Source organism: Breoghania sp. JC706 (assembly GCF_037026715.1).
Classification (GTDB): Bacteria; Pseudomonadota; Alphaproteobacteria; order Rhizobiales; family Stappiaceae; genus Breoghania.
In genome coordinates, this window is sequence record NZ_JBANCG010000005.1 from 441464 (window position 1) to 464583 (window position 23120).

At 62.3% G+C, this 23120-nt stretch carries 21 protein-coding genes and 1 tRNA gene; 2 read left to right on the forward strand and 20 right to left on the reverse strand.

Annotated features, from left to right (window positions below; translation table 11 throughout):
- Positions 1-115 precede the first annotated feature (115 nt).
- From V2L18_RS13000 to V2L18_RS13090, 19 genes are all read right to left on the reverse strand, one after another.
- Positions 116-1783 (reverse strand): ribonuclease J, encoded by a 1668-nt coding sequence (locus V2L18_RS13000; protein WP_336178686.1) that lies wholly within the window; start codon positions 1781-1783, stop codon positions 116-118.
- Positions 1780-2556, reverse strand: coding sequence for a biotin--[acetyl-CoA-carboxylase] ligase (locus V2L18_RS13005; protein ID WP_336178735.1), 777 nt, complete (start codon positions 2554-2556; stop codon positions 1780-1782). Before V2L18_RS13005 ends, V2L18_RS13000 begins: the two co-directional genes overlap by 4 nt.
- A 19-nt stretch (positions 2557-2575) precedes the next feature.
- Complete coding sequence (nuoN, locus tag V2L18_RS13010; RefSeq protein WP_336178687.1) at positions 2576-4018, reverse strand: NADH-quinone oxidoreductase subunit NuoN; 1443 nt, start codon at positions 4016-4018, stop codon at positions 2576-2578.
- A 12-nt stretch (positions 4019-4030) separates the two neighbouring features.
- Positions 4031-5548 carry an NADH-quinone oxidoreductase subunit M gene (locus V2L18_RS13015; RefSeq protein ID WP_336178688.1) on the reverse strand — a complete coding sequence of 506 codons (1518 nt, stop codon included), beginning with the start codon at positions 5546-5548 and terminating at the stop codon, positions 4031-4033.
- Entirely contained in the window at positions 5548-7518 is a 1971-nt protein-coding gene (nuoL, locus tag V2L18_RS13020; protein WP_336178689.1) for an NADH-quinone oxidoreductase subunit L, read from the reverse strand. The genes V2L18_RS13015 and nuoL overlap by 1 nt, the downstream gene beginning before the upstream one ends.
- A gap of 6 nt (positions 7519-7524) precedes the next feature.
- The gene (gene nuoK, locus V2L18_RS13025) at positions 7525-7833 is read right to left on the reverse strand and encodes an NADH-quinone oxidoreductase subunit NuoK (RefSeq protein WP_336178690.1); all 309 of its coding nucleotides are present in this window, start codon (positions 7831-7833) and stop codon (positions 7525-7527) included.
- 80 nt (positions 7834-7913) lie between these two features.
- Complete coding sequence (locus tag V2L18_RS13030; protein ID WP_336178691.1) at positions 7914-8528, reverse strand: NADH-quinone oxidoreductase subunit J; 615 nt, start codon at positions 8526-8528, stop codon at positions 7914-7916.
- A gap of 102 nt (positions 8529-8630) precedes the next feature.
- Positions 8631-9119, reverse strand: a complete 489-nt coding sequence (gene nuoI / locus V2L18_RS13035) for an NADH-quinone oxidoreductase subunit NuoI (RefSeq protein ID WP_336178692.1) — start codon at positions 9117-9119, stop codon at positions 8631-8633.
- A gap of 56 nt (positions 9120-9175) precedes the next feature.
- Complete coding sequence (locus V2L18_RS13040; RefSeq protein WP_336178693.1) at positions 9176-9418, reverse strand: hypothetical protein; 243 nt, start codon at positions 9416-9418, stop codon at positions 9176-9178.
- A gap of 9 nt (positions 9419-9427) precedes the next feature.
- The gene (gene nuoH, locus V2L18_RS13045) at positions 9428-10483 is read right to left on the reverse strand and encodes an NADH-quinone oxidoreductase subunit NuoH (RefSeq protein WP_336178694.1); all 1056 of its coding nucleotides are present in this window, start codon (positions 10481-10483) and stop codon (positions 9428-9430) included.
- Positions 10484-10499: 16 nt separating this feature from the next.
- On the reverse strand, positions 10500-12596 hold the full coding sequence (gene nuoG, locus V2L18_RS13050; protein ID WP_336178695.1) for an NADH-quinone oxidoreductase subunit NuoG: 2097 nt from the start codon (positions 12594-12596) through the stop codon (positions 10500-10502).
- 29 nt (positions 12597-12625) lie between these two features.
- Positions 12626-13930, reverse strand: coding sequence for an NADH-quinone oxidoreductase subunit NuoF (gene nuoF, locus V2L18_RS13055; protein WP_336178696.1), 1305 nt, complete (start codon positions 13928-13930; stop codon positions 12626-12628).
- Between the two features lie 4 nt (positions 13931-13934).
- Positions 13935-15059 carry an NADH-quinone oxidoreductase subunit NuoE gene (gene nuoE / locus V2L18_RS13060; RefSeq protein WP_336178697.1) on the reverse strand — a complete coding sequence of 375 codons (1125 nt, stop codon included), beginning with the start codon at positions 15057-15059 and terminating at the stop codon, positions 13935-13937.
- A gap of 1 nt (position 15060) precedes the next feature.
- A complete protein-coding gene (locus tag V2L18_RS13065; protein ID WP_336178698.1) occupies positions 15061-16245 on the reverse strand; it encodes an NADH-quinone oxidoreductase subunit D in 1185 nt (394 codons plus the stop codon).
- Positions 16238-16669: a GFA family protein gene (locus V2L18_RS13070; RefSeq protein ID WP_336178699.1), complete on the reverse strand. Its 432-nt coding sequence runs from the start codon at positions 16667-16669 to the stop codon at positions 16238-16240. Before V2L18_RS13070 ends, V2L18_RS13065 begins: the two co-directional genes overlap by 8 nt.
- Before the next feature lie 12 nt (positions 16670-16681).
- Positions 16682-17281 carry an NADH-quinone oxidoreductase subunit C gene (locus V2L18_RS13075; RefSeq protein ID WP_336178700.1) on the reverse strand — a complete coding sequence of 200 codons (600 nt, stop codon included), beginning with the start codon at positions 17279-17281 and terminating at the stop codon, positions 16682-16684.
- 33 nt (positions 17282-17314) lie between these two features.
- Positions 17315-17893, reverse strand: coding sequence for an NADH-quinone oxidoreductase subunit B family protein (locus V2L18_RS13080; protein WP_336178701.1), 579 nt, complete (start codon positions 17891-17893; stop codon positions 17315-17317).
- Positions 17884-18249 carry an NADH-quinone oxidoreductase subunit A gene (locus V2L18_RS13085; protein WP_336178702.1) on the reverse strand — a complete coding sequence of 122 codons (366 nt, stop codon included), beginning with the start codon at positions 18247-18249 and terminating at the stop codon, positions 17884-17886. The genes V2L18_RS13080 and V2L18_RS13085 overlap by 10 nt, the downstream gene beginning before the upstream one ends.
- 624 nt (positions 18250-18873) lie before the next feature.
- A tRNA-Asp gene (locus V2L18_RS13090) sits at positions 18874-18950 on the reverse strand.
- Positions 18951-19282: 332 nt separating this feature from the next.
- On the opposite strand from V2L18_RS13090, the gene V2L18_RS13095 reads away from it, so the two are divergent.
- On the forward strand, positions 19283-20968 hold the full coding sequence (locus V2L18_RS13095) for a cache domain-containing protein (protein ID WP_336178703.1): 1686 nt from the start codon (positions 19283-19285) through the stop codon (positions 20966-20968).
- 90 nt (positions 20969-21058) lie between these two features.
- Here the strand turns inward: V2L18_RS13095 and gfa are convergent, their stop codons facing one another.
- Positions 21059-21685 (reverse strand): S-(hydroxymethyl)glutathione synthase, encoded by a 627-nt coding sequence (gfa, locus tag V2L18_RS13100; protein ID WP_336178704.1) that lies wholly within the window; start codon positions 21683-21685, stop codon positions 21059-21061.
- 686 nt (positions 21686-22371) lie between these two features.
- Between gfa and V2L18_RS13105 the strand changes: the two genes are divergently transcribed.
- A complete protein-coding gene (locus V2L18_RS13105; RefSeq protein ID WP_336178705.1) occupies positions 22372-23088 on the forward strand; it encodes a hypothetical protein in 717 nt (238 codons plus the stop codon).
- The last annotated feature ends 32 nt before the right edge of the window (positions 23089-23120 follow it).

The window sequence follows — 23120 nt, forward strand, 5'->3', positions numbered from 1 at the left end:
GGCCTGTCGCGCCCTCCCGGCACGACAATGCCCCCGCAGCACCGGCGGTTCAAGAGAACGAGAGTGCTGCGGGGGCATGTTGCTGCGAAAGTCGAAGTGTCGGCGATGCGGCGGATCAGTCGATCACGCTGACAAGAACCTTGCACACGGGCTTCTTGCCCCAGCGCTGAAGGACTGCGGCGCGCGCCGCCCTGCGGGCCGCCTCGCGCACAAGCTCCGGGTCGCGTCTGCGCTTGCGCGGAATGCTCTCCACGGCCTCTTCGATGGCGTCGACGACAATGTCCTCGAAGTCATCCCCCTCGCCGTCTGCATCCGGCAGACCCAGAACGGCGGCTTCGGGATCTGCAACGAAATTGCCGGAGCGATCCAGCACCACACTGGCAATCACAACACCTGCAAAGCTCAGCCGGCGACGCTCCGCAACGCCGGAGACTTCCGGATCGAGAAGCATGTTGCCGTCCTTGACGAGGCGACCCGCCGGCACCTCGTCGATCGCCTCAGGCTTGCCTGGCGCGAGACGCAGCATGGTCCCGTTGTAGCCGACGAGCACCTTCTCCACGCCCTGCTTGCGGGCGAAACGCGCGTGGGCGGCCAGATGCATGGGCTCGCCGTGGACGGGAACCGCGATCTTCGGCCGGATGAGCCCGTAAAGCTCCTGCATCTCGCCAAGCCGGGGATGTCCGGAGACGTGCACCAGCCCGTCCCGGTCGGTAACGACGTTGATGCCCTCGGAGACCAGACTGTTGATGATCGCGTTCACCGCCCGCTCGTTGCCCGGAATCGTGCGGGAAGAAAAAATCACCATGTCGCCGGCGTTGAGCGTGATGGAACGGTGATCGTCGCCTGCGATGCGGGCGAGCGCCGCCCGCGCCTCCCCCTGGCTGCCGGTGCACAGCGCCAGAACCTTGTCGCGCGGCAGGTAACCGTAAGCCTCCTCGTCGAGGAACGGCTTGACGCCCTCCATGTAGCCGAGCTCCGTCGCCACATCGAGGGTTCGCTTCATCGCACGACCGATCACCACAACGTCCCGGTCGCATTCTTCCGCAGCCAGCGCCACGGACTTCAGCCGCGCCACATTGGAAGCGAAGGTCGTCACAGCCACGCGGTGCGGAGCGCCCCGGATGATCTCGGCCAGCGCCTTTGCGACATCGGCTTCGCTCGGGCTCACCCCCTCGCGAACGGCGTTGGTGGAATCGCTTACCAGCGCCAGCACCCCTTCGCTGCCGATCTCACCCAGCCGCTTCAGATCGATTGGCTTGCCGATGCCGGGCTGCGGGTCGATCTTCCAGTCGCCGGAATGCAGGACCGTACCGAGCTTCGTCCGGATTGCAAGCGCAGTCGGCTCCGGAATGGAATGAGACATGGCGACGAGTTCGACGTCGAACGGGCCGATTTCCAGCCGTGCCCCCTGCTCGACCACATTCACCGGAATGTTAAGTCCGCCATGCCCGTAAACCTTGGCCTGAAGCAGGCCCGCGGTGAACGGGGTCATGTAAAGCGGCGCTTCGAGGCGCGGCCAGAGATCCATCAGCGCACCGTAATGATCCTCGTGCGCATGCGTGATGACGATGCCGGCGAGATTCTTCCGTTCCGCCTCGATGAAGCGGATATCGGGAAAGACGAGATCGACGCCCGGCAGATCGGGTCCGGCGAAACTGACGCCGCAGTCGACCATCAGCCATGTGCGCGACTTGGCAGGACCAAAGCCGTAGAGCCCCATGTTCATGCCGATCTCGCCGACGCCGCCCAGCGGACAGAACACCAGTTCGGCAGTATCGGTCATGTACTCTCCTTGTTTCGGCCCGAGGCGTTGTCGAAAAACACGTCGCCGGCGGAAATCGTCATCGTACCGGAGCTTGTCTCCAGAAGAAGCTGGCCGTCCTCGTCGAGCGCCCTGAAAATGCCCTCGATCTCGCGGTCCGGCAGGCGCACTGTTACCGGACCACCGAGCCCGACGCAACGCTTCAACCAAGACGCCCTGATCGCGCCGAAGCCCTCACCCGCACGCCATTCGTCCAGACGCGAGGCCATCGCTGCGGCAAGAAAGCTCAACATCGTGTCAGGCGCGACGCGATATCCCAGCGCAGCCAGATCGATCGTCGGATAAAGCGCCGAACCGGGATGGTGGCTGCAGTTGACGCCGAACCCGGCGACGACCGCAAGGCGCCCGTCAGCCATCGTCTCCGACTCAAGCAGGATACCGGAGATCTTGGCGCCCTCGATCAGAAGATCGTTGGGCCACTTGATGGACACCCATCCGAGCCGCCCGGTTGCAGCCTCCACCGCATCCGCAAGCGCGACGCAGCACAGCATCGGAAGATCGCCGAGCCGACGCGGCGGACAGGGATCGATGAGCAGAACCGACGCGTAGAGGTTGCCACCCTCGGAAACCCAGGTGCGCCCCCGGCGTCCGCGGCCAGCCATCTGCCGCGAGGCCGTGAACCATATACGGCCGGGATCCCCTGCCCTCGCCGCCTCGATGGCCTCTACATTCGTCGAGCCCACCACCTCCGCATGTCTGCGCCTGAAGCCAGGCGCAGCAGCGATGACGTCCACATCGTTCGGCAATGCGACCTCAGAAGAAGGTCTTGGCGGCAGTGCCCGCAGCACCAACGAGCGGACCGGCAATAGCGACGAAGAAGATGACGAAGATGCCGGCAAGGCCGAGCACCACTTTCAGCTCGCCGGGCATGGGCACGAAGCCCGCGGCCGGCTCGTCGAAATACATCACCTTGACGATGCGCAGATAGTAGAAGGCGCTCACGACGCTCGTCAGCACACCGATCACCGCAAGGACATAGAACCCTGCCTCGACCGCTGCGAGGAACACGTAGAACTTGCCGAAAAATCCTGCCAGCGGCGGAATGCCGGCCAGCGAGAACATCAGCATCGCCAGCAGGAACGCCATCATCGGCTTGGTGCGGGAAAGGCCCGCAAGATCCGAGATCTCCTCCACCATGCCTTCCTTGCGCCGCATCGCAAGGATGCAGGCGAAGGTGCCGAGCGTCATCGCCAGATAGATCGACATGTAGACGATCACACCGCGCACGCCCGCCTGGCTGCCGGCGACAAGGCCGACCAGCGCATAGCCCATATGACCGATGGAGGAATAGGCCATCAGACGCTTGATGTTCTTCTGGCCGATCGCGGCAAACGCACCGAGCACCATCGAAGCGATGGAGACGAAGACGACGACCTGTTGCCACTCCATCGCAACCGGCTCAAAGGCGGTGATGACGACACGGGTGATCATCGCCATGGCGGCGATCTTCGGCGCGGCCGCGAAATAGGCGGTCACCGGGGTCGGCGCGCCTTCATAGACATCCGGCGTCCACATGTGGAACGGAACGGCGGAAATCTTGAAGACCATACCGGCGAGCATGAAAACGAGGCCGAAGGTCAGCCCGAGCGAGCCGCCATGCAGCGCCAGCGTTTCCGCGATCGCGGTAAAGCTCGTCTGGCCGGTGAATCCGTAGACCAGAGACATGCCATAAAGCAGCATGCCGGAGGAAAGCGCACCGAGGACGAAATACTTCAGGCCCGCCTCCGTGGAGCGCACGGAATCACGATTGATCGAGGCCACCACATAGAGCGAGAGGCTCATGAGTTCGAGGCCGAGATAGACCGCGATCAGATCATTGGCCGAGATGATGAGCATCATCCCCAGCGTGCCGAGCACGATCAAAACCGGATACTCGAACCGCTCGAACTTTTCCGCCCGACCGTAGGCCACCGACATGGCGATGGCGAAGCCGGAACCGATCAGCGTGAGTATCTTCAGGTAGCGCGCGAACGCGTCCTGAACGAAGGCGCCGCCGAAGGTGGCCCCTTCGGCTGGCATGAACAACAGCACAAGGGCGGCGAGCGCCACCAGCGCCGCGGACATTCCGGTCACGGCGGGCGTCGCCCGCTCGCCGCCGAAAGCGCCGATCATCAGCAGGACCAAGGCACCGATGGCCAGGAACATTTCCGGCAGCGCCGGCATCAGATCGGGCATGAGAGTGAGCTCAGGCTGCATCGCGGGTCTGCTCTACTGCACCACGACGAGCGCGGCGGTCTTCTGGGCCGTCTCAATCGCTGCGTGGTAGTTGGTGATCAGATGGTCGACCGAGGCGGCCGTCACGTCGAGGATCGGTGCCGGATAGAAGCCGAACAGGATCGTCAGCGCGATCAGCGGCACCAGAATGACCTTTTCCCGGGCGGAGAGGTCAAGGATCGACTTCAGGCTTTCCTTCTCCAGGGATCCGAAGATGACCCGGCGATAAAGGAAGAGTGCGTAGGCCGCCGACAGGATGACGCCGGTCGCAGCGAACGTCGCGACCCAGGTGTTGGTCTCGAAGGCACCCATCATCGTGAGGAATTCGCCGACGAACCCCGACGTGCCCGGCAGGCCGACATTCGCCATGGTGAAGATCATGAAGGCGACTGCATACCAGGGCATCCGGTTGACGAGGCCGCCATAGGCCGCGATCTCGCGGGTATGCATCCGGTCGTAGATGACGCCCACGCACAGGAACAGCGCGCCGGAGACGATGCCGTGGGAGAGCATCTGGAAGATGCCACCCTGCACGCCCTGCGTGGTCATGGTGAAGATGCCCATGGTCACGAAGCCCATGTGGGCGACGGAGGAATAGGCGATCAGCTTCTTCATGTCTTCCTGCGCCAGCGCCACGAACGAGGTGTAGACGATGGCGACGACCGACAATGTGAAGACGAAGGGCGCGAAATACTCAGACGCGAGCGGGAACATCGGCAGCGAGAACCGGAGGAAACCGTAACCGCCCATCTTCAGCAGAATGCCGGCCAGAATGACGGACCCCGCCGTGGGGGCCTCCACGTGCGCATCCGGCAACCAGGTGTGCACCGGCCACATCGGCATCTTGACCGCAAACGAGGCAAAGAAGGCGATCCACAACCAGAACTGCATCTCGGCGGAGAAGTGGTGCGTCATCAGCACCTCGATGTCCGTCGTGCCCGCGTCCCAGTACATCGCCAGAATCGCGACCAGCATCAGGAGCGAGCCGGTCAGCGTGTAGAGGAAGAACTTGAAGCTTGCATAGACGCGCCGCTTGCCGCCCCACACACCGATGATCAGGAACATCGGAATGAGACCGCCCTCGAAGAAGACGTAGAAGACCAGCAGATCGAGCGCACAGAAGACGCCGATCATCAGGGCTTCCAGAACGAGGAAGGCGATCATGTATTCCTTCACGCGCATCTGGACGGAATTCCAGCTCGCCAGGATGCAGAACGGCATGAGGAAGGTCGTGAGGATGACGAACAGCATGGAAATGCCGTCGACGCCCATCTTGTAGCCTATCTTGCCGTCGAGCCAGTCGACGCTGTCGACCATCTGGAAGCCGGGGTTCGAGGGATCGAAGCCGGCCCAGATGAACAGCGAGACGAGGAACGTGAAGCCCGTCGTCAACAGCGCCACCATGCGCATGTTGTTCTTTGCGGCGTCATCCTCCCCTTGGACGACGAGCACGAACAGCGCGCCTACAAGCGGCAGTACCGTGACGATTGTGAGCAGAGGCCAGTCGTTCATCAGTGAGCTCCCCCGCCCGCGAACATGGTCCAGGTAACGAGTAGCGCAACGCCGATCAGCATGGCGAAGGCGTAGTGGTAGATGTAGCCGGTCTGGAGACGCACCACGCGGGCGGTGACGTCCTGAACCAGTGTCGAGATCCCGTCGGGGCCGAAGCCATCGATGACCGTGCCGTCACCCCGCTTCCACAGCAGCCGGCCGAGCTTCAGGGCCGGGCGCACGAACAGGAAATCGTAGAGCTCGTCGAAGTACCACTTGTTGAGCAGGAACTTGTAGAGCCCCTCGTGGCGCGCAGCCAGCCGCTTCGGCGCATCCGGCGCCTTGATGTAGAAGTACCAGGCGACCACGAGGCCGATCACCATCATGACGAAGGGCGACCACTTCACCCAAGCCGGAACGTGATGCATTTCCTCAAGCACGTGGTTTTCCGCCGACATGAACAGGGCAGACTTCCAGAATTCACCCTGCTCGTGGCCGACGAACACACCGGAGAAGGCGATACCGGCAACGAGCGCGCCGAGAGCCAGCACCAGAAGCGGGACGGTCATGATCGGGGGCGACTCGTGCACGTGCTTCATCACGTCGACGGAGGCCCGCGGCTTGCCGTGGAAGGTGAGGAAAATGAGGCGCCAGGAGTAGAACGACGTCATCAGCGCCGCGATCACCGTCATCCAGAAGGCGTACTGGGCGAACGGATTGTCGCCGACGAAGGCAGCTTCGATGATCGCGTCCTTGGAGAAGTAGCCGGCCGTCAGCGGGAAGCCGGTCAGCGCCAGCGTGCCGACGATCATCATCCAGTAGGTGAGCGGGATGTGCTTCCTGAGGCCGCCCATCTTGCGCATGTCCTGCTCGTCGGAAACGGCATGGATGACCGAGCCCGCGCCCAGGAACAGCAGCGCCTTGAAGAAGGCGTGCGTGAAGAGGTGGAAGACGCCGACGCCATAGGCGCCGACACCGAGCGCCACGAACATGTATCCGAGCTGAGAGCAGGTCGAATAGGCGATGACGCGCTTGATGTCGGTCTGCACGAGGCCGATGGTGGCCGCGAAGAAGGCCGTGGTCCCGCCGATGAAGGTCACGAAGGTGAGCGCGGTGTGCGACAGTTCGAACAGCGGCGACAGGCGCGCCACCATGAACACGCCGGCCGTCACCATGGTGGCGGCATGGATCAGCGCGGAAACCGGCGTCGGGCCTTCCATGGCGTCCGGCAGCCAGGTGTGCAACAGGAACTGCGCCGACTTGCCCATGGCGCCCATGAACAGCAACAGGCAGACGACCGTCATCGCCGTCGCGGGCTCGTAGGGGTGCCCCAGGAAGGTGAGCACCGTCTCGCCGCCCTCGGCACCGCCTTCGACGAACCCTTGGGCGTTGGCGAAGATCGTCGCGAAATTGACGCTGTCGAAGAGATAGTAGATGCCGAAGATGCCCAGCAGGAAGCCGAAGTCGCCGATGCGGTTGACCACGAAGGCCTTCATGGCAGCCGCATTCGCGGACGGGCGCTGATACCAGAAGCCGATCAGCAGGTAGGAGGCAAGGCCGACGCCTTCCCAGCCGAAGAACATCTGAACCAGATTGTCGGCGGTCACCAGCGTCAGCATGGCGAAGGTGAAGAGCGAGAGATAGGCGAAGAACCGCGACTTATGCGGATCATGGTGCATGTAGCCGATCGAATAGACATGCACGAGCGCCGACACCGTGTTCACGACCACCAGCATGACGGCGGTGAGCGTGTCGACCCGGATGGCCCATTGCACGTCGAGCGCACCGGAGACGATCCAGGTGGCGATCGGAACGATCTGCGTTTCGCCGTCGCCCAGACCGACGGAGATGAAAGCGACCCAGGACAGGACCGCCGCGATAATCAGGAAGCCGCTGGTGACGTATTCCGACGCCTTGGCGCCGATAACCCGACCGAAGATGCCCGCAACCAGGAAGCCCAGGAGCGGCAGCAGGACAATTGCCGTGTACATGCCGCGTCAGCCTTTCATCACATTGATGTCTTCCACCGCGATGGAGCCGCGGTTGCGGAAGAACACGACGAGGATTGCAAGCCCGATTGCAGCTTCCGCAGCCGCAACGGTGAGCACGAGAAGAGCGAAGATCTGGCCGACCAGATCACCCAGGTAGTGGGAGAACGCCACGAGGTTGAGGTTCACGGCCAGAAGCAGCAGTTCCACAGACATCAAGATGATGATGACGTTCTTGCGGTTCAGGAAGATGCCGAACACGCCGAGCGTGAACAGGATCGCTGCAACGGAAAGATAGTGTGACAGTCCGATTTCCATTGTCTTCGCCCTGACGGTGATCCGTCCCTCTTTGATTTCTTCGTGTCCGGCGACCGTGATCGCCGCATGTCATGAATGTCTCAGATGCCCTTGCCGGATTCGACCTTGCGAACCTCGATCGCGGTGCTCGGATCGCGCCCGACCTGCTCGGAAATGTTCTGACGCTTGGCATAGGCCTTGTGCCTGAGCGTGAGCACGATGGCGCCGATCATCGCCACCAGAAGCACCAGCCCGGCGATCTGGAAGAAGAAGATGTAGCGCGTGTAAAGAACCGACCCGATCGCCTCGGTGTTGGAGAGTTCCGAAAGTGCGGGGATCGGCGTCGTCGGCGTCGCGATGATGTCGGGCGAGATCGACCAGCCGCCGAGCACCACCAGCAGCTCGATCAGAAGAATGATGCCCACCAGCGCGCCGATCGGCAGGTACTGAAGGAAGCCCTGGCGCAGCTCGACGAAATCGACGTCGAGCATCATCACCACGAACAGGAACAGCACCGCGACCGCGCCGACGTAGACCACGATCAGGATGAGCGCGAGAAACTCCGCGCCGAGCATGAGGAAGAGCCCGGCGGAATTGAAGAACGCCAGGATCAGGAACAGCACCGAATGCACCGGATTGCGCGAGGAGATGACCATGAAGGCCGAGGCGACCGTCACCGCGGCAAACAGGTAGAAGAAGAATGCGTGAAGGATCATCTCGGTGTGCCCCTGTAGGCCTTGTCTCGTCTGCGGATGTCCGAGCCTCTTGTCGCTCGCGGACCCCCGCCCCTCCTCGGCCGTTCGGCCGTTTGCCCCGCCTTACCGGTAGGGCGCATCCATTTCGATGTTGCGGGCAATTTCCCGCTCCCAGCGATCGCCGTTCTCCAGCAACCGCTCCTTGGAGTAGTAGAGCTCCTCGCGCGTTTCCGTCGCGAATTCGAAGTTCGGCCCTTCCACGATCGCATCGACCGGACAGGCCTCCTGACAGAAGCCGCAGTAGATGCACTTGACCATGTCGATGTCGTAGCGCGTCGTGCGCCGCGTGCCGTCGTTGCGCTTGGGCCCCGCCTCGATGGTGATCGCCTGAGCCGGACAGATCGCCTCGCACAACTTGCAGGCGATGCAGCGCTCTTCGCCGCTCGGATAGCGGCGCAGCGCATGCTCGCCCCGGAAGCGCGGGCTCACCGGCCCCTTCTCGAAGGGGTAATTGATCGTAGGCTTCGGCTTGAAGAAGTAGCGCATCGCCAGGAAGAAGGCCGATACGAACTCCTTCAAGAACAGTGACTTCGCGGCCTGGTCCAGTCTCATGTCCGCGCCTTTCCTCACTCTTTGTGCCGCGTTGCCGGCAGCATCGGTTCAGCTTCTCAACCGGCGAGCGATGCGCCCGCCAGGTAGCCGATGACCGGGAAGCCCAGCATCGCGATCACAAACAGAACCTTGAGCACAAGGTCCGTGTTGCGTTCGAGCCAGTCGGCGATCGGGGCCGCCTGACCCGGTTTCCTTTTTCGAACCCCTGCCCGGACGTATCCGGCCATGAGCTTGTAGTCGATCCACCCCAGATAGAGCCCGATGGCCGCGCCGACGATCCCCGCAAGCGACAAAGCCATCCCAGCCTCCTAGTTCGGCGCCCAGCCCATCACCATCAGGACAAGGGCCACGACGAACACCATCGCCAGCGACAGCGGCAGAAACACCTTCCAGCCCAGCCGCATCAGCTGATCGTACCGGTAGCGCGGCACCATCGCCTTCACCATCGCGAACATGAAGAACACGAGCAGCGCCTTGATGAGGAACCACACGACGCCCGGCACCCAGGTGAAGGGCGCGAAGTCGAAGGGCGGCAGCCACCCACCCATGAACAGGATGGTGGTCATGGCGCACATCAGCGAGATCGCCGCGTATTCGCCGAGCATGAACATCATGTACGGGGTGGAGCCGTATTCGACCATGAACCCGGCGACGAGTTCCGATTCCGCTTCCGGCAGATCGAACGGCGGCCGGTTCGTCTCCGCCAGCGCAGAGATGAAGAACACCACGAACATCGGGAAGAGCGGCAGCCAGTACCAGTTCAGGAACGACAGCCAGGGCACGCCCAGCATGGTCGCCAGCCCGCCGGTCCGCTGCGCCTCGACGATCCCCGAAAGGTTCAAGGTGCCCGCGCACATCAGGACCGTGACGATCACGAAGCCGATGGAGACCTCGTAAGACACCATCTGGGCCGCCGAGCGCAGCGCGCCGAGGAAGGCGTATTTCGAGTTCGACGCCCAGCCGCCCATGATCACGCCGTAAACCTCCAGGGAGGATATGGCGAAGATGTACAGGATGCCGACATTGATGTCGGCGATCACCCAGTTGTGGGCGACCGGCACGACCGCCCATGTGGCGAGCGCCAGCGTCACGGAAAGGAGCGGTGCCAGAAGGAACACGCCCTTGTTGGCTCCGGCCGGAATGACCGGCTCCTTGAACACGAACTTCAGAAGGTCCGCGAAGCTCTGAAACAGACCCCACGGACCGACGACGTTCGGCCCCCGACGGATCTGCACCGCCGCCCAGATCTTGCGGTCGGCATAGAGCACGTAGGCGATGATCACCAGCAGGACGACGAGCAGCAACAGGCTCTCGGCCACCATGAGGACGAAGGGAAACCCGTATGTGTTCCAGAAATCGATCATACCCGGTATCCGTCCCTCATTCGGCCGCGTCGAGCGCGCGTTCGGCTGCCAGCGCCGAGCATTCGGCCATGATGGCCGAGGCGCGTGCGATCGGATTGGTGAGATAGAAGTCCTTCACCGGCGACATGAACGGATCGGAGCCAAGCCGCGCGCCGCGAGCGTTGATCTTGCCCACATCCGCCGCCTTGCCAGGTGCAATCTCGTCGATCTCAGCCATGTGCGGGAATTCCGCGAAGAGAACCGTGCGCAGCGCGGCCAGCGAGTCGTAGCCGAGCGTCTTGCCGAGCTTCGCCGACAGGGCACGCAGGATTGCCCAGTCCTCGCGGGCATCGCCCGGAGGAAAGGCCGCCCGCAGCGCCGCCTGGACCCGGCCTTCGGTGTTGACGAAGAGCCCGTTCTTCTCGGTGTAGGCCGCTCCCGGCAGGATCACGTCCGCGCGGTGCGCCCCGGCATCGCCATGAGTGCCGATATAGACCACGAAGGCGTCGCCGAACTGCTTCATGTCGATCTCGTCGGCGCCCAGCAGGAAGACCACGTCAAGCTCGCCCTTGCCGGCAGCCTGCATGATCTCCGCCGTGCCAAGACCGCCCTCACCCGGCACGAAGCCGATATCGAGGCCGCCGACGCGGGCCGCCGCCGTGTGCAGCACGTTGAAGCCGTTCCAGTCGTCGGAAAGAGCGCCGACGTCCTTGGCAAGCTTGGCAACGTTGGAGAGGACAGCCGCGCCGTCCTTGCGCGCCAGCGCCCCCTGCCCGACGATAATCAACGGGCGCTCGGCCTTCTTCAGGACATCAAGGAAGTCGATCTTGCCAGAGAGGAGATCACTGAGCGCCTGAGGGCCCGCGCCGAGATAGTCGTAGGCGTAGGTAAGATCGGCCTGCTCGCCGAGAACGCCGACCTTGATATCGCCGCGCCGCCAGCGCTTGCGGATGCGCGCGTTCAGAACCGGGGCTTCCTTGCGGGGATTGGAGCCGATGATCAGGATCGCGTCAGCGTCCTCGATCCCCTCGATTGTGGAATTGAAGAGGTAGGACGCACGGCCGAAAGCGGGATCCAGCGCCGCCCCGTCCTGCCGGCAGTCCATGTTGGCGGAGCCGAGGCTCGTCAACAGCTGCTTGAGCGCGAACATTTCCTCAACGCTCGCCAGATCGCCGGCGATGGCCCCCACCCGGGGGCTGTTGACAGCTGTCAACTTTGCCGCGATGGCGTCGAACGCAGTGTTCCAGTCGACCGCCTTGAACTTGCCGTCGGCCTTCACATAGGGCCGGTCGAGACGCTGGGTCTTCAGACCGTCGAAGATGAAGCGCGTCTTGTCGGAGATCCACTCCTCGTTCACCGCCTCGTTGAGACGCGGCAACACGCGCATAACCTCGCGACCGCGCGTATCAACCCGGATCGCGGACCCGACGGCGTCCATAACGTCGATGGATTCTGTCTTGGTCAGTTCCCAGGGCCGCGCCTTGAAGGCGTAGGGCTTGGAGGTAAGCGCGCCGACCGGGCAAAGGTCGATGACATTGCCCTGGAGCTCGGAGGAAAGCGCGGCCTCCAGATAGGTGGTGATTTCGGCATCCTCGCCGCGGCCGATCAGGCCAAGCTCGGAAATGCCTGCGATTTCAGTGGTGAAGCGCACGCAGCGCGTGCAATGGATGCACCGCGTCATGATCGTCTTCACCAACGGACCGATGTACTTGTCCTCAACCGCGCGCTTGTTCTCGTGGAAGCGCGAGGCGTCGATGCCGTAAGCCATCGCCTGGTCCTGCAGATCGCACTCGCCGCCTTGATCACAGATCGGGCAGTCGAGCGGATGGTTGATCAGCAGGAACTCCATCACGCCTTCGCGCGCCTTCTTGACCATCGGCGACTTGGTCTCCACGACCGGCGGTTCGCCATTGGGACCGGGCCGCAGATCGCGCACGGACATGGCGCAGGAAGCGGTCGGCTTCGGCGGCCCGCCCTTCACTTCCACCAGGCACATGCGGCAGTTGCCGGCGATCGACAGGCGATCGTGGAAGCAGAAACGCGGCACTTCGGCGCCAGCCTCTTCGCACGCCTGAAGCAGCGTGTATTCGGCCGGGACCTCGATCTCTTTGCCGTCGACGATGAGTTTTGCCATCGACTTTTCTCCGGTTCCGTCCGTTTTCTCTACTCGGCCGCGACCTGAGGCGTTTCCGCCGGCCGTGCGTTGCGCGTGAATTCATCGATCCGCTGCTCGATCTCGGGGCGGAAGTGCCGGATCAGGCCCTGGATCGGCCAGGCAGCCGCGTCGCCGAGCGCGCAGATGGTGTGACCTTCGACCTGCTTGGTCACGTTGAAGAGCGTATCGATCTCGCTCTTTTGCGCCTCGCCGCGAACCATTCGCTCCATCACGCGCCACATCCAGCCCGTGCCTTCCCGGCACGGCGTGCACTGGCCGCAGCTCTCGTGCTTGTAGAAGTAGGAGATGCGCGCGATCGCCTTGATGACGTCGGCCGACTTGTCGAGCACGATCACCGCCGCCGTGCCGAGGCCCGACTGCTTGCCGCGCAGCGTGTCGAAATCCATGTCGAGTTCGTCGCATTCGGACGCCGGCAGCAGCGGCACCGAAGATCCACCCGGAATGATCGCCTTCAGGTTCTCCCACCCGCCGCGAATACCGCCGCAATGCCTCTCAACGAGCTCGCGGAAGGGAATGCCCATTTCCTCTTCCACCACGCAGGGACGCTCGACGTGCCCCGAAATGGCGAAGAGCTTGGTCCCGGTGTTGTTCGGCTTGCCGAGACCGGAGAACCAGGAGGCCCCGCGGCGGAGGATCGTCGGCGCGACCGCGATCGACTCCACGTTGTTGACCGTCGTCGGGCAGCCGTAAAGACCGACATTCGCCGGGAACGGCGGCTTCAGGCGAGGCTGGCCCTTCTTGCCTTCAAGGCTCTCCAGCAGCGCTGTTTCCTCGCCGCAGATGTAGGCGCCGGCGCCGTGGTGGACGAAGATATCGAAGTCCCAGCCGTTCTTGTTGTTCTTCCCGATCAGCTTGGCCTCGTAGGCCTGATCGATTGCCGCCTGCAGACGCTCGCGTTCGCGAATGAACTCGCCGCGCACATAGATGTAGGCGGTGTGGGCGCCCATCGCGAAGCCGGCGATCAGACAGCCTTCCACAAGATGATGCGGATCATGGCGCAGGATCTCGCGATCCTTGCAGGTGCCGGGCTCGGATTCATCGGCGTTGACGACGAGGTAGTGCGGACGCTCGCCGATTTCCTTCGGCATGAACGACCACTTGAGCCCCGTCGGGAAGCCGGCGCCGCCACGGCCGCGCAGGCCGGACGCCTTCATCTGCTCGATGATCCAGTCGCGCCCCTTCTCCAGGATGCCCTTGGTGCCATCCCACTGACCGCGCTGCATGGCGCCCTTCAGGCCCCAGTCGTGCAGTCCGTAGATATTGGTGAAGATGCGGTCTTGATCCTTCAGCATCGTCTCACCCCTTGCTCGTCGGCACATCGCCGGCGTCTACGCGCCTGGAGAATTCGGTTTCCTCGCCAGCGGCTAGCGTCTTGGCCTGTTCAACCCAATTCTCGCGATCGATCCGGCCGCGGAATTTCAGCTTGTCGTCGACCCAGGCCTTCTCCGCCTCGCCCCAGCTAGCGATCTGGTCGAAATGGAAGATGCCAAGTTCATTCAGCGTCGATTCAATTTTCGGCCCCAAGCCCTTGATCTTCTTGAGATCATCGGCGCCGCCCTTGCGCGGTGACTTGAGGGTCTTCGGCGCGACCTGCCCACCGTCCGCAACAGGTTCGGGCTTCGCCGCGGCAGCGGCCTTCTTCGCCGCTACGGGCTTCGACACCGCCTTCGGCGCAGGTTCCGCCCGCGCCACGCCGACGCCGCCGTTCATCGGAGCTCCGCCCGGCCCGCCGTTGATGGACGCACCAGCGAACACCAAAGAAGCGGCGGTAGCGCCCTCCACCACATGAGGCAACGGATCGCCGCCCTTGGTGTCGTCCTTGATCTCGTCAAGCGTCGTCGCGCCTTCCAGCGGCGCCGCGAAGCGACGGCCATTCGCCGGGCCCGGCACCACGTCCTTGCCCGCGGCGATATCGTCAAGCAGCTTCTCGAAATCTTCCGGCGTCAGATCCTCGTAGGTGTCCTTCCAGATCTGGACCATCGGGGCGTTCGAACAGGCGCCAAGGCACTCGACCTCTTCCCAGGAGAAATTTCCGTCCTCGGAAAGCTCGTGGGCGTGGGCCGCGATCTTGTTCTTGCAAACCTTGATCAGCCCCTCGGAGCCGCGCAGCATGCAGGGCGTGGTTCCACAGACCTGCACATGCGCCTTCTTGCCGACGGGCTGGAGCTGGAACATCGTGTAGAAGGTCGCAACCTCAAGCACGCGGATATAGGGCATCCCAAGCAGATCGGCGACGTAGCGGATCGCGGGCTCCGGCAACCAGCCGTCATGCTGTTCCTGAGCGCGCCACAGGATCGGGATCACGGCGGAGGCCTGCCGGCCCTCCGGATACTTCGCGATCTGGGCGTTCGCCCATTCGAGGTTCTCGGGCGTCAGCGCGAAATCCGCGGGCTGTTCGGGGTTGAGGCGACGAACTGTCATTTTACCGGTCAACCTCTCCAAACACGATATCGAGCGAGCCGAGGATCGCCGAGACGTCGGCGAGCTGGTGGCCCTGACAGATGTAATCCATCGCCTGCAGATGGGCGTAACCGGGCGCCTTGATCTTGCAGCGATAGGGCTTGTTGGTTCCGTCGGAGACCAGGTAGACGCCGAATTCGCCCTTGGGCGCCTCAACGCAGGCATAGGTCTCGCCCTCGGGCACGTGGTAGCCTTCGGTGTAGAGCTTGAAGTGATGGATGAGCCCTTCCATCGAACGCTTCATCTCGCCACGCTTGGGCGGCACGATCTTGCCATCACGCGAGGATACGGGGCCGCGCTCGACCGTGAGCCGTTCCAGACACTGCTTCATGATCCGGATCGACTGGCGCATCTCTTCCATGCGGATGAGATAGCGGTCATAGCAATCGCCGTTCTTGCCGACGGGAATGTCGAATTCGAGTTCGGGATAGCACTCGTAGGGCTGGCTCTTGCGCAGATCCCACGGAGCGCCCGAGCCGCGCACCATCACGCCGGAGAAGCCCCACTTCCAGCAATCCTCGAGGCTGACAACCCCGATATCGACATTGCGCTGCTTGAAGATGCGGTTCGGCGTGATCAGCGCGTCGATATCGTCAAGCGCTTCAAGGAAGGGATCACAGAAGTCCCAGATATCGTCGAGCAGTGCGGGCGGAAGATCCTGATGGACCCCGCCGGGGCGGAAATAGGCCGCATGAAGACGCGCGCCGCTTGCCCGCTCGTAGAAGATCATCAGCTTTTCGCGCTGCTCGAACCCCCACAGCGGCGGGGTGAGCGCGCCGACGTCCATCGCCTGCGTGGTGACGTTGAGCAGATGATTGAGAATACGACCGATTTCGGAATAGAGCACGCGGATGAGCTGGCCGCGCTTGGGCACTTCGATGCCGAGGAGCTTTTCGACCGCAAGCGCGAAGGCATGCTCCTGGTTCATCGGCGCCACGTAGTCGAGCCGATCGAAATACGGCACCGACTGGAGATAGGTCTTGTACTCGATCAGCTTTTCGGTGCCGCGGTGAAGCAGCCCGATATGCGGATCGACCCGGGTGACGAGTTCACCGTCGAGCTCCAGCACCAGACGCAACACGCCGTGCGCGGCCGGGTGCTGCGGGCCGAAGTTGATGTTGAAGTTCCTGACCTGGGCCTCAGCCATTATTCAGCTCTCCCTCGGCAGCGAAGGCGGCCAGAGCTTGCGCTCCGGTCAGTTTCACGGCCTGACCCGCAAAGGCGTAATTGTCGGGCTTTTCGTCGATGAAGATTTCCGCCTTCAACTCGAAACGCCCCGGATCATCGAACGCCTGCGCGGCTACGACCACATGGGACCCGTCGCGCATGCGCCAGAACAACGAGGAACCGCAGGTCTTGCAGAAGACCCGCTCTCCATATTCAGAAGAGGCGTACACGCCCAGGGCGCTCTCGTCCGCGATATCGCAGTCATTGACCTCGACGCCCATGAAGACGCTGCCAGTCCAGCGCCTGCACATCGTGCAATGGCATATGCGCATCTCGTCTGCGACGGGAACGCAGGCAAAGCGCACGGCGTCGCAGAGGCAACCGCCTGACAGCTTGCGCACCATTGTCACCCCCTCTCAGCTCGCCTTCTCGTCACCCGGCAGCACGTAGTCGGTGCCTTCCCATGGCGACAGGAAGTCGAAATTGCGGAATTCCTGATTGAGCCGGACCGGCTCATAGACCACCCGCTTCTGCTCGTCGTCGTAGCGAACCTCGACGAAGCCGGTCAGCGGAAAGTCCTTGCGAAGCGGATGGCCGTCGAAACCATAGTCGGTCAGGATCCGGCGCAGATCCGGATGACCGGAAAACAGCACCCCGTACATGTCGTAAACTTCCCGCTCGAACCAGTCGGCGCTGGGGAAGATCAAGGTAACGGAGGGAACCGCGCGAGCCTCGTCCGCCATCACCTTCACCCGGATGCGCAGGTTCTGCCGCGGGCTGAGAAAGTGATAGACGACGTCGAAGCGCTGCGGCCGCATCGGCCAGTCCACGCCACAGATATCCGTCAGATTGACGAACTGGCAGCGCACGTCGTCCCTGAGGAAGCGGATCGTTTCCACGATCGACTCCGCCGCCACGCGAACCGTCAGCTCCCCGTAGGCAACCTCAAATCCAAGCACATCATCGCCGCGGACTTGCGAGATGTATTCGCCGAGTTCCTGAAGCGTCTCGTCCATCGTGTCTGGAACCTGTACGTCGTCGTGAGGAAACTACCGTTCGATCGTTCCGGTGCGCCGGATCTTCTTCTGCAGAAGCAACACGCCGTAAAGCAGGGCTTCGGCCGTCGGAGGACAGCCGGGAACGTAGATATCGACCGGGACCACGCGGTCGCAGCCACGCACCACCGAATAGGAATAGTGGTAGTAGCCGCCGCCATTCGCGCACGATCCCATCGAAATGACATAGCGCGGTTCCGGCATCTGGTCATAGACCTTGCGCAGGGCCGGCGCCATCTTGTTGGTGAGCGTGCCTGCGACGATCATCACGTCGGACTGGCGCGGACTGGCGCGCGGGGCAAAGCCGAAGCGCTCCACATCATAGCGCGGCATCGACAGCTGCATCATTTCCACGGCGCAGCACGCAAGACCGAATGTCATCCACATGAGCGAACCGGTGCGCGCCCACTGGATCAGATTGTCCGTCGACGTGACGAGAAAGCCCTTGTCGGCAAGCTCGTCATTCATTTCGAGAAAAAACGGATCGTCAGAACCGACCGGCTTGCCGGTGTTCGGATCGATTATGCCCTTAGGCTGCTGAGCCACCAGGGTTTCGGATGCGCTCAATCCCATTCCAGCGCCCCCTTCTTCCATTCGTAAATGAAGCCGATCGTCAGCACTGCCAGAAACACCATCATGGATGAGAAGCCGTACCAGCCGAGTTTGCCGAAGGTGATGGCCCACGGAAACAGAAAGGCAACCTCGAGATCGAAGATGATGAAGAGAATGGCCACAAGATAAAAGCGAATGTCGAATTTCATGCGCGCGTCATCGAACGCATTGAAGCCGCATTCGTACGCCGAATTCTTTTCGGCGTCGGGGCTCCGGAAAGCGATCAGGAATGGCGATACGAGAAGGGCCAGACCAATGATGAGGGATATCCCGATGAAGACGACGATTGGAACGTAGTCTTTCAGAAGATCTTCCATGGTCGAACATCCTTGCGCGTTGGTTCGGACTTAACCGCGCGGAGCCGGATTGGGAGGTGCGGGTGGAGGGCCCACAGCGCGTCCCGACCGGCATTCCGAACCGCCTCCCAGAATGGGCAGCGCGGCCGAGGCGCGACCGCACGCTTATCCCACTGACTCTGACGTGGCAAGTCCCTGAGAGCGATGATAACGGCCAGCGGACTGTATCTTGCCGCACCGCACCACCGCCAGCCGCAGAATTACGGGCCTCATAGGAATTTTACAAATTCTTGAAAGAGCGCGCGTGGCCAACGCGAATGGGGGACACCCTCCCCCTAGCTACAGACGACTCAGAGCAGATTCAGCCGCACTTCTTTAAGTTGACTTTATTACTCATGTTTTTGAGCGCACCTAAACCCTCGCATGCATCACGCAAGAACGGAGTTGCTCACGGTGCTATGAAAAGAGGAAGGCGAATTGCTTTTGCGTCGCAAACAAGCGGATCGACGCAAACACACGCAAAGAAACATCAAAGCCGATGCCGTGTGCATCAATTTATGAGGATGAGAGAATGGGAGAAAACTGCCTTTAGCGGCGCAGCGCCACTTCCCTCACAAGCTCGATCGCGATGATCGAAATGGGAAGTGGCGCGAGTGACGGGGCTCGAACCCGCGACCTCCGGCGTGACAGGCCGGCACTCTAACCATCTGAGCTACACCCGCGTTTCGGAGCGGCTGGCCGCTGCGAAGTGGGCGTTGTTTACGGCGCCCCACTTCGGAAGTCAAGCACCCGAAAAAGCGGGGTGCGTCATTTTTGCCAAAACGCCGTCATGCAAATCCGAAAACTCTCGTTTTCTCCCGTTTTTTCAAACTCTTGCCTGTGGATAAGATCGCTCTTCCCGACCACCGACGCCCCCCCTCCGCAACTCCAAATCAGCCCCCGACCGAGTCACGCTTTGCATTCGCCGCAACTTCGCAATCCTTCATTAATTTGCGCCCCTCTATAACCAAAGCCATCACTTGCCCCAATACTGCCGCTTTCTTTGGAGCTATAAATGCCCATACGAACCCCCCGCTCGCTATCCGGAAAGCTATACGGCCTGGTCGTATTCTTTACGCTCTGCTTTGTCGTGATGCTCGGCTACCAGTTGTACGCCCTCTACACGAACTTGGAAGCGTTTAAGCGAACCGAAATCCGCAGCGTCGTCGAGTCCGCCAAGAGCATAGCCGTCGCCTTCGGCAAACAGGCCGAATCCGGTGAGATGAGCCAGGAAGAGGCCAAGGCCCGGGCCCTTGCTGCCATCCGCGCCATTCGCTACAGCGGCAAGGAATACGTCTTCATCTATGAGTCTGACGGAAACACGGTTCTGCGTCCGCCTCTCCCCCAGCAGGAAGGCACCAACCGCTTTAACGTGAAGGACCCCCGCGGCCGCCACTATGTGCAGGACTTCATCAACACCGCGACCCGCCTCGGCGGCGGCTACGTGAACTATGGCTGGGAATCCCCGCAGAAAAAGACGTTCCAGAAGACCAGCTACATTGCCTACTACAAGCCTTGGGATTGGGTCTTCGGCTCCGGCGTGCTGATGGTCGACATGGAGACCATCTTCTGGAACGAGGCCGCCAAGAGCGCCGGGCTCACGTTCGCCTTCATGGTCATCGCTCTCGGCCTCTCCTTCCTACTCGCCCGCTCGCTCGCACGGCCGATGCGCCGCCTGAACGAGCAGATGGAAGCGATCGCCAGCGACAACCTCGACGAGGAAGTGGACGGCATCGAGCGTTCCGACGAGATCGGCCAGATGAGCCGCGCGGTCGCCGTGTTCCGCACCAATGCGATCGAGCGCCGGCGTCTGGAAGGTCTCAGCCAGGAAGAGCAGATCGCGCGGCAGAAGCGCCAAAACGAGATCGAGTCGATGATCAAGGAGTTCAAGGTGGACGTCGAGATGGCCCTCGACGTGGTCAACCAGAACTCCGGCCGGCTTGAGGAGGCTGCAAAGTCGCTGAAGGCGAACGCCGCCCATACCGAGAGCAGCGCGGCCGACGCTTCCGGCGCTTCCGAACGTGCGAGCCACAACGTCCAGACTGTGGCCTCGGCCGCGGAAGAGCTCGCCGCCTCCATCGGAGAGATCACCCGTCAGGTCGCGCAAAGCAACGAAGTCGTCTCGAAGGCGACCACGAGCGCCAAACAGTCCAATGCCAAGGTCGCGAGCCTCGATGAGGCCGCCCAGAAGATCGGCGAGGTCGTGAGCCTCATCCAGGCGATTGCCGAGCAGACCAATCTCCTGGCACTCAACGCAACGATCGAGGCGGCACGCGCCGGTGAAGCCGGCAAGGGCTTTGCGGTCGTGGCCGCCGAGGTCAAGGAACTGGCGAACCAGACCTCCAAGGCCACCGAGGAGATCTCCGCCCATGTCGGTGCGATCCAGGGATCGACCAAGGAAACGGTCGAAGTGATCGAGCAGATCGCCTCGATCATGGAGGAGGTCAACGGCTACACCACGGCCATCGCCGATGCCGTGGAGCAGCAGGGCCTCGCCACCGCGGAAATCTCCGAAAACGTCCAGGCGGCCGCAACCGGCACGCGCACGGCCAGCGACAACATGATCCAGCTGACCAACACCGCGACCGACACCTCGCGCACCGCGGAATCCGTTCTCGATGCCTCGGGCCAGATGTCTTCAAGCACCGAGGATCTCAGCAAGCGCATCAACCGCTTCCTCAACGGCGTTGCCGCAGCCTGACGGTTCGCACAGCCGATCCGTCGGCTCACGCCATCGACAACATGCCAGGCCGCCGCAAGCTTCTTGCGGCGGCCTGTTGCTTTGCGGAGTTCACGCAGCCTTGCTCCTCGCCACGTGGGCCGCGATGACGTCCATCAGCGGTGGCGACAGGCAGTCATAGGGCTCCAGCCCAAGCTCTCTGAGCCGACCGCGGATCTCGTCCATGCGCGCCGGCGGCGTTCCGGTCTCGATGATGGAGGAGACGAAGGCGGCGAATTCCGGCGCCGACCATCCCTCTTCCTTCGAAAGCTCGGTATGCACGAAGTCCAGCCCGTAGAAGGGATGGGCGGTATTTTCGATACGGCCGAACATGTGCACGCCGCATTCGCGGCACGCATGACGCTGAATGGTCGCGTCCGGATCGACGATGTGAAGCTTTTCGCCGTGCGCGATCACCTCCACCTTGTCCCGCGGCACGACGGCGATCTGCGCGAACAAGGCGCCCTCCGGCTTCCAGCACTTGCTGCAGCCGCACACATGGTTGTGGGCGGTCTGAGCTCCGACACGCACCTTGACCGGATCGGTCGCGCAGTGACAGGTCAACGTGCCGCCGTTGAAGTTGGATGCTCCGGGTTTCACGCCACCGTCGACGGCGGGGTGAATCTTGACGTTGGAATACCGATGCGATTTCGCATCCCCATCGCCGTCATTGCCGAACAGCGAATTCAGAATACTCATAAGAAGCTCCTCCCCATTGCTTCCGCACCGGGCCTGCCCCGACCTTCGCTACAGCGCCCAGGCAAACACGATGCGGATCATCGGCTGACGGCTCCTCGCCCTGCCGGTGCTTCCGCCGCCCCATTTTTTTTCAGAGGGGCTCCGGCACCTATCTCAAGCCGACCGACAAGAGCGTAACGCGCCCGGAGGGCCACTCCTATCGTACGAAGGACCAGTATTTTCGCGTTATTGTCCCGCCTTCGGGGCGGACGTCTTTTTCACGCGCAGCAGCTTCGCCTGGAACCCTGCGGACTTCACGTTCTGTTTACATCGCACCTTCTGCCTATGCCTTCTCAAAAGCGATTTTGATACAAAATAACTTGCCAACCTTCAGTCAACTCAAAGGCATCCGTCGCAAGATGCTCCTGGCGGGAATGATGACGATGCCCGCTCGCTGAGGCAGCGGAGTGCGGATATCGGCGTTTCCTTGGGCGGTTGGAGGGAACCGAATGGCATCAAGCGCGATTTTTATGATGCAGGTCACAGGACGAGGATCCGAAATGGGTCAAACTTGTTACTGGCGGCATGACGAGACGGCGGCGCCCAAGACCTCCGCGCGCTTCATGTTCGCCAGGCACGGCCGATACCCCTTGTAGAGGTCACGGCCAGCTCGCGCGGCGATCCCGCGCATTGCCCGGGAGGCAGTCATGAATGAGAAGCTGAAATACGATCGTTCGCTTCGGCTGCCGAAAAGCCGGCAGCTTGCCAGCATAGCTCTGGCGGCCGGCGTCTTGTCGGCAGCGTTCGCGGCGCCCGCAGCCGCTGAAACGGATCTATCGCAAGCCCTCGCAAGCGTCTCCGACAAGACGGAGACCTCGACGATCGTGGATGGCATCACGAACGCGGACGGACGCGGCGACCGGCTTGCCGTGACGGTGGCCCGCGTGGCCGGCCACGAGGATGTTTCCGATGCGACGCGCGATATGGACATCTGGGTCGGCGAAGTGGCGCTGAAAGGCCGCAAGGCCGTCTGGGTGGAGTTGATCGACCAATACGGAGAGGTCGTCTACGACGCAGAGGTCCGGAAGAACGAAACCCATCTGCTGCCGGATGGTCGCGCAATCGTCGTCCGCGCCCTGCCCGACGGCACCCAGATCGCCAAGGTCGACAACCACCGCATCGCTTCCGACGCCAACCTGGTGGTGACACGGCGGGTCGTGGAAAAGGACAACCGTCCGACTTCGGTGGAATTCTTCGAAGAGAAGACGCAGGACAACACAAGCCACAAGGACGAGGATTCCACGCTCGTTGCGCTTGCCCGCTTCGGCGAACGCGTCTGGCACGGCATCACGGCCTTCGTGAGCGGAACGGCGGACAATATCCGCTATGCATTCCGCTGGGTGATGGACGTGGTAGCCGCCTGATCCGCATTTCTGGCTTCTTGCGCATTGCATAT